Raw genomic sequence first — 13,345 nt, 5'->3', positions numbered from 1 at the left:
CCAACAAGGGCACGTCGCTCTTCTCCAATCAGTTCGATATCCGCGGAGATCAGTACGTCGGTCAGAAGGCGCTCGTCTTCGCTCGTTTCACCTGGAAGAACTACAACCAGGACGCTCAGCAACCCCTTGGCGTCCCTTCCAGCACCAAGTCATTTCAGGACCGCATTTTCCTGATTGCCGGCAACTATAACTTCACGCCGAGCTTGATCAACGAGTTTCGTTATGGCTTTACCTTTGACACCAACGGCAACGTGAATCCCTTCGATGGCAAGGGCTTCACCACCAACTCCGGGCTGCAGGGCTTGCAGAACCTCTTCTACAACGGCATTCCCGAGTTGGACTTCGGCGACCTCACCACTCTTGATGCCGACCGTCTTACCTCCATCAACAAGTCGCGCACGCACGTCTTTACCGACAATGTCACCTGGGTCAAGGGTCGGCATAGCATGAAGTTCGGTTTCGATATCCGCAGACTGCAGGCGATCACGCCGCTTGGCTTCAATGGCGCTGACAACTATGGCACCTTCGATTATTCCTCTGCCAGCTTTACTGGTCAGGAATTCGCCGACTTCCTTATCGGCGCTCCGAACACCACCTTCTATGACGTGGTGCAGTCTGACAACGACGGCCGCTCGATGCACTACCACTTCTTTGCGCAGGACCAATGGCGTGTCTCTAACAGCCTGACGCTCAGCTACGGCCTGCGTTACGAGTACCATCCGGCGTATCACGATCCGAGCGGCAACATCGGTAACTTCGATCCCTCGGTCGCCAAGTCGGGTCAGGTGATCTTCCCGGCAGGGAAGGGGAGCCTGGTCTCACAACCGTACCTGGCCAGCTTCAACTCGTGCGGTCTTGGTCAGACCTCCGGCAAGCCTGCGGTTAACGGAGCTGCCTGCACACCGACCATCGACAACAACCAGGCCGGTCTGCCCGATGGTCTTCGCACCGCCGTCAAGCTCCGCTTCGCTCCGCGTTTTGGCTTCGCGTGGCGTCCGTTCGGAGATAACCGTACTGTCCTCCGCGGTGGATATGGCCTCTACAACATCACGCTGCTGGGCTCCAACTTCTACTCCCTCACTGGTACGCTGCAGGCCAATACCGTGCAGTACACCAACTCGCAGACCACCAGCGGTCCTTCGTATGTCTGGCCGCAGATCTATACCGCTTCCGGAGCCAGCTCTGGTTCTGCCGGTTATGGACAGGCATACTTCGGAACGGCGAACGATATCCACTGGAACGATCCGTACTCGCATCAGTTCTCGCTCTCGGTCGATCGCGACCTTGGCCGCGGCTATGGCCTTCGCGTCTCCTACATCGGCATGACGACGAAGCACCTCGTCTGGGCGCCGAACCTCAATGACCTGCCGTACTCCCGCACGACCTCGGCGTACAACCAGCCTCTCTCCGCTCGTCCTTTCCCCAACTGGGGCACCATCAATAGTCGCTCTACCGGCGGTTCCGCAGCCTATCACTCGGGCCAGGTTGATTTCCGTCACTCCCTCACCTCGGGTCTGACCTTCGACACGACCTATACCTTCGCTAAGAACCTCACCAATAACCAGGGACCGAACAGCACCTCCTTTGCGGGTGAGAGCGGCGGTTCCCGTGCCTCGTTCGGCCGCGATCCTGATGTCGATTTTGGCCAGGCGTCAGGCACACGCCGCCATCGCTGGAACACCACGCTGCTTTATGCCTTGCCCGTCGGCCGCGGAAAGCAGTTCGGTGGCAACATGAGCCGTTGGACTGATCTCGCTGTTGGCGGATGGCAGTTGAGCAGCATCTTCGTTGTGCAGAGCGGTCCTCTGCTTGCGCCGTACTTCCCCGGCGGTCAGGGCGACCCCTCAGGAACCGGCGCAGGTCTGAACGGTGATATCAACGGGGGCGCTCTGCCTGGACGCAGCCAGAAAGTGGACCGCGTTGTCGGTGTCAGTGAGGTTCCCACCAATCGCAGTGCTGCCCGCTGGTTCAACCCCGCGGCCTTTACCTGCCCGGGCACGCCGACCTGGACTCCGGGCTCGCAGTGCCACACCGGTCGTGGTCTCACCGGCGATCCTCTGCCTATCGGCCGCTTCGGCAATATGCAGAACAACTCCATCGTCGGCCCCGGAACAGTGAACCTCTCTGCTGGTCTCAGCAAGAGCTTCGCCATCACCGAGCGTGTCTCACTGCGCGCGGAAGGCACCTTCACCAACATCCTTAACAAGGCGAACCTGGGGACTCCGAATATGAATCTCTCCAGCGGCGCCTTCGGCACCATCACCTCTGCCAATGACAAGGCCGACTTTAGTGGTGCACGCACAGGACAGATCTCTGCCCGCCTGCAGTTCTAGCAGCCGGAACGTCCATCAATCGGGTAGCCAGCGAAGCCTCGCTGGCTACTCTTGCTTAAGGCTGAATCTCTTCGGAAAGACCCTCATGAAGACACGACATGTATTTCGACGGTCCAGCACAGTCCCCGTTGCCCCATTCTTTGTCGAAGACAAGGGTGGGGTATCGCGCTGTGCGCGACGCTTTTTGTTTGTCATTTCGTAGCGACCAAAGGGAGCGGAGAAATCTGTTTCTCTACCCATACTTTCTTTCGGTGTCCATAGTTCCCGCCCATCGCGTTGTCACCCCAACGAACAAGTTCGTCGGGGACCCCGATATGCGATGGATGGGGTACCCAGTTCAGTGGTTATTGGCCGATAACCTAATACCCCGGCGCAAGCTCGACTTCCGAGCGATCATTCAGAACCCGCAGCCGATGCACTTCATCGAGAATCCGTTCCGCCATCGCGCGCTTCGACGACAGCTCCAACCGCACCTCGCGATCCGCAAACAACATCACGCCCGCATTGTGATCAGCTCCGATGCCCGCATCGGAGCCGGAGACATCGTTGGCAACGATGGCATCGACGCCCTTCTCGCGCAGCTTGCGCCGGCCTTCCTCTACAACGCGTTCCGTCTCCGCGGCGAAGCCGATGATCAGCGTTCCGGAAAGACGCAGGCGCGCAGCCTCCGCCAGAATATCCGGCGTCCGCTCCAGCTCCAGCGTCAACTTCTCGCTGCTCTTCTTGATCTTCTGCGCAGCAGGATTGCTCGCGCGATAATCCGCCACAGCCGCGGCCATAATCAATGCCGTGGCTGCCGGAAGGCAGTCAAGCACAGCCGCCCGCATCTCCTCCGCCGACTCGACCAGCACTCGTGCGCAACCTGGCGAGACAGGATGGTTAGCCGTCGTGATCAACGTAACCTTCGCTCCGCGCTTCAATGCCGCTTCCGCAAGGGCAACTCCCATTTTGCCGCTTGAGCGATTTCCAAGGAAGCGCACCGGATCAACCGCCTCCCGTGTGCCTCCGGCGGTGATGAGCAGATGTTCGTCTGCGAGGTCGCGAATCGGATTGGCCGCATGCAGCGTCGCGGATACGATCTCCGGAATCTCAGCGAGACGGCCTTCACCCACCATGCCGCAGGCAAGCTCTCCGCTCGCCGGCTCGACGATGGTTACGCCGCGTCCGCGCAAGGTTTCGAGGTTTTCCCGGGTTGCAGGATGCCGCCACATGTTCACATTCATCGCCGGAGCCACAACCACTGGCGCCGTCGCTGCCAGCGCAATTGTGCTTAGCAGATCATCGGCCATGCCGTGCGCCAGCTTTGCCAATGCATGCGCCGTTGCCGGAGCAATGACCAGCACATCGGCCCACTGTGCGATATCGATGTGTTCAATCCCAAACGCTTGTGGCTGCTCGCCTGCAATTTCACTTACTGCCGGAGTCCATAATGAGGTCAACACCTGACGTCCGCTCAGTGCAGCAAAGGTGAGCGGTGTCACGAACTTCTCTGCTCCCTGCGTCAGTATGACCTGTACCTCTGCGCCTTGCCGCTGCAGTTCACGCAGCAACTCTGCTGCTTTATAAGCAGCAATGCCTCCGCAGACACCCAGCAATACCTTCATGGCTACACCTCTCGCGCGGGAAGCAACAGGTTGTCGATCAACCGTGTGCTGCCCACCCACGCCGCCACTGCCAACAACGCACCGCGTGACAGATCGCTCACGTCCAGCAATGTATCCGGATCGACGACGGTAACGTAGTCCACACGTACTCCGTCGGTGCCTTCGAACTCACTCAACATCGCATCGCGCAATGTCGCCGGTGTTCCCATCTCTGCCAGTGCCTCTGCTTTGCGAAGAGCTCGTGACAGCACTAGCGCACGGCTGCGTTCTTCCTCGCTCAGATATCGATTGCGCGAGCTCAACGCCAGGCCATCGGCCTCGCGTACAGTCGGACACACAACCATCTCCAGCGGAAAGTTCAGATCCCGCACCATGCGCCGTAAGACAGCCACCTGTGCGGCATCTTTCTGTCCGAAGAAGGCCAGGTCCGGCTGCGTGATGTGAAACAGTTTGCTCACGACAGTTGCAACGCCGCGAAAGTGTCCGGGCCGGGATGCTCCATCGAGCCGCGCGCCCAACTCCGGCACGTCGACTGTCGTCTGCGCGCCCTGGGGATACATCTCCTCCGCGCTCGGCGCAAACAGCCAGTCCACACCTTCGCTGGTCAGCAGTTCGACATCGCGTTCGAAGGTGCGTGGATAGCGGGAGAAGTCCTCATTCGGACCGAACTGCAGCGGGTTTACGAAGATGGTCGCAATCACATGCGTACATCGCGCCCGTGCCGTCCGCACCAGCGACAGATGTCCCTCATGCAGCGCGCCCATGGTTGGCACCAGGCCAATTGTGCCCGAGCCTCTTCTGGCCGCGCGCACAATCTCCTGCATCTCGCGGATGGTTGTTACTGTCTGCATCTCTGTAGCAGTTTGCATTGTGACTACTCGCTCCAGACAGAGAGTTCGGGCTCCTCCGTCTCGGGTAGGTGTACATTGGCCGGCAGGTGATAGCTCTCCTCGTCGCGTGGGAAGCTTCGTTCGCTAACGGCGATACGATACTCCTCCAGCCCCTTGCGCATCAGCGCTGCGGCATCTTCGAACTGCCGCACGAACTTGGGAGCATTGCGGAAGCTTAGGCCGAAGACATCGTGCCACACCAGGATCTGGCCATCGCACTTCGGCCCCGCTCCAATACCGATCGTCGGTATATGAAGCCGTGCCGTAATCAGTGCGGCCAGTTCCCGCGGAATGCCTTCCAGCACAATCGCAATCGCTCCTGCATCTTCCAGTGCCAGAGCGTCATCCAGCAGAGTCATCGCTTCGATCTCACTGCGGCCCTGCACGCGATAGCCACCCATACGATTGACCGACTGCGGCGTCAGGCCAATATGTGCGACGACAGGAATCTCCGCCGCGGTCAGCGCACGAACACGTGAGGCCATCGCCGCGCCGCCCTCCAGCTTTACTGCGTTGGCGCCCGCCTCCTTCACCATACGCAGACTGTTGCGCAGGGTATCTTCCACGGAGATCTGATAGCTGCCATAAGGCAGATCGACAACCAACAAGGCACGCTGCGTCGCCCGGCGCACGGCACGGGCATGATGCAGCATCTCGTCCATGGTGACGGCCAGCGTATCTTCATGGCCCAGAACGGCCATCGCCAATGAATCGCCTACCAGCAGCATGTCAATACCGGCCTCATCAGCCAGTCGTGCTGTGGGATAGTCGTACGCGGTGAGAGCGGTGATAGGTGCCCCTGAGCGCTTTAGCGCCAGCAGGCTCGCGGGTGTGACGGCGGTAGCCACGCCCAAAGGGCGCGCGGCCGCGTCCCGGAATCCGGTCAGACTCATAGTTCACTCCAGTGCCGCTCCTCCCATGATGACAGAGGATGCAACCCGAATGCCTCCAGTATAGTCCTTTCTCCTTCCTTTCATTGAAACGTTTCGCTCGCGGGCTGTATGCTGGTCGCGCATGCAACGTCGCGATCTTATTAAGCTCTCTCCGCTAGCGCTCGCCGGCGCCGTAGGCCATGTCTCCATGGCCGAAGCCCAAACCGAAGTCCAGACCGAAACGCAAAACGTCCAGGCTCTGTACAACGTGCGCACCTTCGGCGCTACCGGCGACGGCAAGACCGTGGACACGCCCGCCATTAACAAAGCCATTGAGGAGTTAGCCAGATCCGGCGGAGGCACGCTCTATTTCCCGGCGGGCACCTACATGTGCTTCACCATCCGGCTCAAATCGAAGGTCGACCTCTATCTCTCGCAGGGATGCACCATCCAGGCGGCGGACTCACCCAAGGTAGGCGAGACGACCGGTTACCGCGGCGGAACCTACGATGCCGCCGAGCCCAATGATCCGTGGACGCCTTACCAGGACTACGGGCATAACCACTGGAAGAACTCGCTCTTCTACGCCGAAAACGAGCATGACTTCTCCGTCTCCGGCCCGGGATTGATCTTCGGTAAAGGTCTCTCACACGGCATCGCAACCGCAGTTCGCGGTGGCTACCAGCCCTTCAAGGCGGAGCAGCCCGGCGTCGGGAATAAGACCTTCGCTCTCAAGAATTGCCGCAACGTCATCCTGCGCGATTTTCGCCTGCTGAAAGGCGGCCACTTCGGTCTGCTGGCAACCGGTGTGGACAATCTCACGCTCGACAACCTGCTGGTCGATACCGACCGTGATGGCTTCGACATCGACTGCTGCCGTAATGTGCGGGTCTCCAACTGCACCGTCAACTCGCCCTGGGACGACGCCATCTGCCCCAAGTCGAGCTACGCGCTCGGCTATGCCCGTTCGACCGACAACGTCACCATCGCCAATAACTTCGTCTCGGGATACTACGAGTTGGGCAGCGTGCTTGCCGGCACCTGGAAGAAGTTTGCCGACGATGCCAAGGTCTCACGCAACGGCCGCATCAAGTGCGGAACTGAGTCCAACGGCGGCTTCCGCAACATCACCATCAGCGGCAACGTGATCGAGGGCAGCAAGGGCATCTCGCTCGAAACCTCCGACGGCGCCTATCTGGAAGACATCTCCATCACCGGGAATACGATGCGTGACACCATCGACGCTCCGCTCTTCCTTCGTTTGAATCGCCGTAATCGCAATCCGAAGGAGACCCTGCGCAAGGGCACTCTGCGCCGCATCCTCATCTCCAATCTCGTCAGCTATAACTCGGCGGCATCGACCGCATGTCTCTTCTCCGGTATCCCCGAGAACCTGATCGAGGACGTGAAGCTCTCCAACTGCTACTTCGGACACGAGGGCCTGCCCAAGCAGATGCGTGTAGGTTGGGGCGACGATCGCCAGCCCATGACCGACTGGCGCACCCTGAAGGTCCCCGAGAAGGAAGAGGATTATCCCGAACTACTGCGCTTCGGCCCGACGCCCTCGCACGGCTTCTTTCTGCGTCACCTGCGCAACCTCGAGATGTCACATATCGAGATCGCTCCGGCGACGGCCGATCCGCGTCCTGCCATGTGGTTTGAAGATGTGCATCGTGCCGACCTCTTTGCCATCACCGCGCCTGCGCAGGAGAACTTCTCATTGCACAGCGTGACGGACTTCAGGCTGATGTGGTCACGTGCGGCAAAAGACACGACGCTGGGAAATGCGGATAACCAGGTGGTTTAAACTCCGCATACAATCAAATGCCGTGGCTAACGAAGAAGTCATCAGAATCTCCCGCTTCGCCTGGGGCGAAGCCGAACCGCTCCACGCGCTGATCTGTCTGCCGGTCATCCTGCTTGTCATGGCGGCCGGCATTCTGTTCGATCAGCAGAGTTGGGCCGCCATGGCGGTTGGCGGAGCGATGTGTGTCGGCTTCGGATCGTTCCAGCAGCCCATCTTCTATCGCTATGGCCCCATGCTGGCCGCGGCCTTCGGCATCACCGTCTCCACATTTTTAGGAGCGCTCTTCGCCGTTGACAGCCTTGCTCTCGGCTGCGTCTGCGTTCTGTGGGCTTTTATCTATGGCCTGATGCAGGCGCAGGGAACCGCTGCCTCCTGGGTTGGCGTGCAGTGCTGCGTTTACCTCATCATCTCTTCTGCCGCGCCTGACACGCACGGACGTCTGCTCGGCACCTTCCACCAGGCAGCACTGCGTGGTGTCGCCACGGCAGTCGGAGCCGCACTGGAGTTCTTCGCCATTCTTTACTTCTGGCGGTTCGTTCCCCGGATTCGCGCCAACCTTACCGATCCGCATTTTGACCCGCGGAAGTTTCGCGTGAACTATCTGCTCTCGYACATCACGCCCCGCAGCATCTACTTCCACTTCGCGGTACGCCTTGCGGTCACCACTGCGATTGCAGTCATGCTCTATCGCGTCTGGTGGCCGCTGCCCAATGGCTACTGGATCGCAATGACTGCCATCCTTGTGGTGAAGCCGGAGTTCTATCTGACGACGGAGCGCACGGTCCTTCGCCTGCTCGGCACCTACCTCGGCGCAGGCGTGGCCACCGTGGTCGCCACACTGCTGAGGCCAAACCTATGGGTGCTGGTTGTCCTGGTGCTGGTCTATCTGTGGGTATCCTACGTTTTTATGAACGTGAACTATGGCGTCTTCTCCATAGCGATCACCGGCTACATCGCCTTCCTGCTGGCCTTCAATCATCTGCCGGAAGAGTATGTGCTTCACAACCGCATTCTTGCGACAACGATAGGTGGCCTGCTGGCGCTTGCAATCCACGCCATCTTCCATCTGTTTCGCCGAGCCTGGCCGGCTCCCGAGGATGAACCTGCAGTTTAGTTGGTGAATACACTCGTTGCCCCATTCTTTGCGCAGCAAAGGGTGGGGTATCGCGCTACGCGCGACCGTCTTTACCTTATGGCTACGAGCGGTATCGGTAGAGCAACAGATTTCTCCGCTACGCTACGAAATGACAAATCCGAACGATCCTGACAGGAGCGACACACAACAAGGGCAGGCAAAAATCTTTGCCTGCCCACTACAGTACGTCTACAACTTTCAACTTTTAACTCTTCCTTACATCCCACCCTGGCCGATATCCGCGATCTTGCCCTCATTGGCTTCATCCAGATAGTTCGCCATCGCCGGAGCAAGCTTACCCTGTGCCTCCAGGATGAACTCGATGGCATCGCGTCCCGCGCCGTGGCCGGGAAGGTTCGTTGTCGTCCAGTGCGCCATCTGCTTGACCTGCGGACGCGCATTAGCGACCGCAATCGCCAGGCCGACATGGTTCATGACCGGCAGGTCGATCACGTCGTCACCGACGTACGCTACTTCATCGAGGGTGATGCCTTCTTTCGTGCAGATCTCCTGCACGGCACGCATCTTGTAATGCTGGCCTTGGTAGACGTAGTCGACCTTCAGATCGCGCATGCGGACGGCAACCGTGTCTGACTGCCGCTTGGTCACAATGGCTGTCTTCAGCCCGGCCATGCGTCCGATGGCGATGCCCAGGCCGTCATGGGCGGGACCCTGCTGCCCGAGGAGACCTTTGCCGATCCGGCCATGGAATGGGCGCATCCAGTTGTACGCGAGTGGTTCCTGCGCAGGTTCGGTTCACCCACTGGACCGCAGATCGCCGGTTGGCCCGCAATCGTTCGCGGCGAGCCTGTCCTGATCTCTGCTCCCACCGGCTCCGGCAAGACACTGGCAGCTTTTCTCGTCTGCATCGATGCTTTGCTGCGGCAGGCCATCGAGGGTCGCCTCGATGCCTCGACCCATGTCGTTTATGTCTCGCCATTGAAGGCGCTTTCCAACGACGTGCAGAAGAACCTCGAGGGTCCGTTGCGCGAGATCCAGGCGCTCGCTCTCGAGCGCGGCTATCTCTGCCCTGAGATCCGTACCGGCGTCCGCACCGGTGATACGCCGGCAAAGGATCGCGCCGCCATGCTCAAACGGCCGCCACACATTCTGGTCACCACGCCGGAGAGCCTGTACATGATGCTCACCGCGCTTAAGGCGCGTGAAAACCTGCGCCGCGTGCGCACCGTCATCGTCGACGAAATTCACGCTGTCGCCGACGACAAGCGTGGATCGCACCTCACCCTCACGCTCGAACGCCTTGACGCTCTGGTGCGCGGAGAAAACCGCCTCACCGCCGGCGGCATGTTGACCGGTCTTAGTGAGGCTCCGCAGCGCATCGGCCTCAGCGCCACGCAGAATCCTATTGAGCTGGTCGGTAACTTCCTGGTCGGCGCGGGCGAGCGTGCGGTCACCATCGTGCAGGTCGGGCAACGGCGTCATCTCGATCTCGCTATCGAAGTACCGAGCGAAGAACTCGGCTCCGTCACCTCAAACCGTATGTGGGATGAGATGTATGACAAGCTTGCCGCACTGACCGAGACTCATCGTTCTACGCTGGTCTTCGTCAACACGCGCCGTCTGGTCGAGCGTTTGGCCTTCAATCTCGCCGAGCGTCTTGGGGCTGAGAATGTTGCTGCTCATCACGGCTCTCTCTCGCGCGCCCTGCGGCTCGACGCCGAACAGAAACTCAAGAACGGCGAGATCAAGATTCTCATTGCCACGGCATCGCTCGAGCTCGGCATCGACATTGGCGACGTCGATCTTGTCTGCCAGATTGCGACGACACGTGCCGTCGCCGTTGCAATGCAGCGCGTCGGCCGTGCCGGTCACTGGCGCGGAGCCATTCCCAAGGGACGGTTCTTCGCCACCACTCGCGACGACATGATGGAGCAGGCAGCGCTCATCCGCGCCATGCGCTCCGGCGATCTCGATAAACTGGAGGTTCCGCCGGCTCCAAAAGATGTGCTCATGCAGCAGATCGTCGCCGCCGTCGGCGCCGAGCCCTGGCGTGAAGACGATCTTTTCGCTATCTTCAAGCGCGCCTGGCCCTACCGTGATCTCGATCGCGCCACCTTCGACGAACTGATCGCATTGCTGCACCAGGGCATCGAGTCCTCACGCGGGCGCTACGGTGCTTACGTCATGCGCGACGGTGTCCGTGGAGAGCTCCACGCCCGCCGCGGCGCCCGTATGATCGCCATCGGCAACGGCGGAGCCATCCCTGATGTTGCGCAGTACGCCGTCATGCTGCAGCCGGAGAATGTGCAGATCGCCACGCTCGACGAGCACTTCGCTGTCGACTCCGGTCCCGGCGATGTCGTGCTGCTCGGCAACACAAGCTGGCGTATTCAGCGTGTCGAGGCCGAAGGCCGCGTCCTTGTCGAAGATGCGCAAGGGGCTCCACCAACGCTGCCCTTCTGGGAAGGCGAAGCTCCGCAACGTACCGATCTCCTCAGCGAAGGCGTCGGCAGACTCCGCCAGGAGATCGCCGAGCTTGTGCCCGATGTTCTTCCCGGTCTCGCCGTTGGCTCGCATCCGCAGGCCATGGCTGCCGCCGAGTGGCTGCAGCAGGAGTGCGGCCTCTGCCCCGGCGGAGCCGCACAGCTCGTGCGCTACGTCGTCGAAGGCAAGGCTGTCCTCGGCGCCGTTCCCACGCGGCAGACCATCATCGCGGAGCGCTTCTTTGATGAGGGCGGAGGCATGCAGCTCATCCTGCACGCTCCCTTCGGCGGACGCATCAATAAGGCATGGGGTCTGGCTCTGCGCAAACGCTTCTGCCGCGGCTTCAACTTCGAGCTGCAGGCAGCCGCCACCGATAACGGCATCAACATCTGCCTCGCCGAGCAGCACAGCTTCCCGCTCGCCGATGTCTTCCACTTCCTCACCGTCGAGACCGCAAAGGAGCTTCTCGAACAGGCGTCACTTGCTTCACCTATCTTCAAAGCGCGCTGGCGCTGGGCTGCGAGCCGCTCGCTGCAACTGCTGCGGTTTGTAAAAGGGAAGCGGGTCGCTCCGCAGATTCAGCGCACACGCTCGGAAGATCTGCTCGCCAGTGTCTTCCCGCAGGCCGCTGCGTGCTTCGAAAACATCGAAGGCGATATTCAGATTCCCAATCATCCTCTCGTGGGTGAAGTGATGCAGGACGTACTGCATGAGGCTATGGACCTCGACGGGCTGGTGCAGGTTTTGCAAGGTATCGCCAACGGCAGCATCCAGTGCCTTGCCGTTGATACGCCTGTGCCCTCACAGTTCGCGCATGAGCTGATCAACGCCATGCCCTATGCCTTCCTCGATGAGGCCGGTCTGGAAGAGCGCCGTGCCCGCGCCGTCTCACTGCGCCGCGGCATCCCCAATGCGGTGCTCGCCGAAGAGGGCAAGCTCGATCCCGCCGCTATCGCCGAAGTCCGCAAAGAGTGCTGGCCCGACATTCGCGACTCGCACGAGCTGCACGACCTTCTCTTCGCTCTCATCGCTCTTCCCGTCGATGCCATGGCCGCATGGGATGCGCGCCACTGGCCCGGCTTCTTCGACACTCTGGCGATGCAGGGCCGCGTCAAACAGCTTCGTCTCGCAGACCGCGAGTGCTGGATTGCGGTCGAACGTCTGCCCATGGTCGAAGCTCTCTGGTCCTCTATGCAGCCTGCAGAAGCCGCCGATGCATTGAAGTTGTTGCTGCAGGGCTGGATGCAGATTCTCGGCCCAGCCACGGCACGCAACATTGCCGAGACCTTCGGCCTCGACGCCAATGCCGTCTTCGCGCAGATGGTGCTGATTGAGTCCCAAGGCGTCATCCTGCGTGGTGTCTTCGAGAATGGGCGCTCCGTACAGAGCGATCTCGATATCGAATGGTGCGAGCGCCGCCTGCTGCAGCGCATCCATCGCAATACCGTCGGTTCACTGCGCCGCGCCGTCGAGCCGGTCAGCCAGGCGGTCTACATGCGCTGGCTTCTCGAATGGCAGCACCTCACCGGAACCAAACTCGCTGGGGAAGAAGGACTGCTTTCGGCACTCGAACAGCTCGAAGGTTTTGAAGCTCCAGCCATCGAGTGGGAGCGCACACTGCTGCCTGCGCGTGTCGCCAACTACGATCCCCGTTGGCTCGATCATCTGTGTCTTTCCGGAGTCGTCGGCTGGGGCCGCGTTTCGCCGCACCCGGCATGGGCCGATGGAACGGCGCCACGTCGTGTCATCCCTACCAACATGGCGCCCATCACGTTCTATCTGCGAGAGACCGCCGACTGGCTGGGATGGGCCCTGGAGCAGAAGCAGGTCGATGAACCCAAGCTTGCCGTAGCTCTCAGCGAAGAGGCTAATCGTGTACGCAACCTTCTGCGCGAGCGTGGCGCCTGCTTCGCCGCAGATATCCAGCGCATCCTTCTGCTGAGTAAACAGCAGACGCAGATGGCCTTGTGGGAGCTGGCGACCGCCGGCCTCGCCTCCGCCGACGGATGGGACCAGCTCCGCGTCATGATGGATCCGAAGAAGAAGCCCGCCGTCTTGGAGCCGGGACGCCGCGGCGTTCGCTCGCATGCCGGCCGCTGGAGTCTTCTGGTCGAAGACTCCTCCGCGATTCCCGAGACCGCCATCGAGCGCGCCCGCCGCCTCGATGCGGCTCACGAGTCCGCCGCACGCATGCTGCTGGCGCGCTATGGCGTCGTCTTCCGCGAACTCCTCACCCGCGAATCCAATGCTCCCAAGTGG

Annotated in this window: 8 protein-coding genes; 4 read left to right on the top strand and 4 right to left on the bottom strand. The window is 60.7% G+C overall.

Annotation, left to right across the window (positions count from 1 at the left end):
* Positions 1 to 2,333 (top strand): hypothetical protein (locus tag AB4043_RS04700; RefSeq protein WP_442306585.1); only part of this gene is annotated, 2,333 nt, incomplete at its 5' end.
* Positions 2,334 to 2,692: 359 nt separating this feature from the next.
* Here AB4043_RS04700 and coaBC read toward each other — a convergent pair.
* From coaBC to panB, 3 genes are read right to left on the bottom strand one after another with little or no spacing between them, the layout of a single operon-like run.
* Complete coding sequence (gene coaBC, locus AB4043_RS04695) at positions 2,693 to 3,937, bottom strand: bifunctional phosphopantothenoylcysteine decarboxylase/phosphopantothenate--cysteine ligase CoaBC (protein WP_442301606.1); 1,245 nt, start codon at positions 3,935 to 3,937, stop codon at positions 2,693 to 2,695.
* A gap of 2 nt (positions 3,938 to 3,939) precedes the next feature.
* Positions 3,940 to 4,788 (bottom strand): pantoate--beta-alanine ligase, encoded by an 849-nt coding sequence (gene panC, locus AB4043_RS04690; RefSeq protein ID WP_442301652.1) that lies wholly within the window; start codon positions 4,786 to 4,788, stop codon positions 3,940 to 3,942.
* Positions 4,789 to 4,811: 23 nt separating this feature from the next.
* Complete coding sequence (panB, locus tag AB4043_RS04685; protein ID WP_442301607.1) at positions 4,812 to 5,720, bottom strand: 3-methyl-2-oxobutanoate hydroxymethyltransferase; 909 nt, start codon at positions 5,718 to 5,720, stop codon at positions 4,812 to 4,814.
* 121 nt (positions 5,721 to 5,841) lie between these two features.
* Here panB and AB4043_RS04680 point away from each other — a divergent pair, with 121 nt between their 5' ends.
* Together AB4043_RS04680 and AB4043_RS04675 are read left to right on the top strand one after the other, a co-directional pair.
* Positions 5,842 to 7,506 (top strand): rhamnogalacturonidase, encoded by a 1,665-nt coding sequence (locus tag AB4043_RS04680; protein WP_442301608.1) that lies wholly within the window; start codon positions 5,842 to 5,844, stop codon positions 7,504 to 7,506.
* Between the two features lie 22 nt (positions 7,507 to 7,528).
* The gene (locus AB4043_RS04675) at positions 7,529 to 8,620 is read left to right on the top strand and encodes an FUSC family protein (protein ID WP_442306584.1); all 1,092 of its coding nucleotides are present in this window, start codon (positions 7,529 to 7,531) and stop codon (positions 8,618 to 8,620) included.
* Positions 8,621 to 8,857: 237 nt separating this feature from the next.
* Here the strand turns inward: AB4043_RS04675 and AB4043_RS04670 are convergent, their stop codons facing one another.
* Positions 8,858 to 9,361 carry a KdsC family phosphatase gene (locus tag AB4043_RS04670; RefSeq protein ID WP_442306583.1) on the bottom strand — a complete coding sequence of 168 codons (504 nt, stop codon included), beginning with the start codon at positions 9,359 to 9,361 and terminating at the stop codon, positions 8,858 to 8,860.
* Here AB4043_RS04670 and AB4043_RS04665 point away from each other — a divergent pair.
* The coding region (locus tag AB4043_RS04665) for a DEAD/DEAH box helicase (protein ID WP_442306582.1) at positions 9,302 to 13,345 on the top strand (4,044 nt) is incomplete at its 3' end. The two genes, AB4043_RS04670 and AB4043_RS04665, sit on opposite strands and share 60 nt — an antisense overlap.

The organism is Terriglobus sp. YAF25 (assembly GCF_052113305.1).
Taxonomy (GTDB): domain Bacteria; phylum Acidobacteriota; class Terriglobia; order Terriglobales; family Acidobacteriaceae; genus Terriglobus.
The sequence above is the reverse complement of the archived record's forward strand: the minus strand, read 5'-3'. Positions and strand labels throughout refer to the sequence as shown.

Bases quoted from the DNA above. Each gene is read 5' to 3' on its own strand.
- coaBC (WP_442301606.1), bottom strand. From the start codon at position 3,937: ATGAAGGTATTGCTGGGTGTCTGCGGAGGCATTGCTGCTTATAAAGCA.
- panC (WP_442301652.1), bottom strand. From the start codon at position 4,788: ATGCAGACAGTAACAACCATCCGCGAGATGCAGGAGATTGTGCGCGCG.
- panB (WP_442301607.1), bottom strand. From the start codon at position 5,720: ATGAGTCTGACCGGATTCCGGGACGCGGCCGCGCGCCCTTTGGGCGTG.
- AB4043_RS04680 (WP_442301608.1), top strand. From the start codon at position 5,842: ATGCAACGTCGCGATCTTATTAAGCTCTCTCCGCTAGCGCTCGCCGGC.
- AB4043_RS04670 (WP_442306583.1), bottom strand. From the start codon at position 9,361: ATGCGCCCATTCCATGGCCGGATCGGCAAAGGTCTCCTCGGGCAGCAG.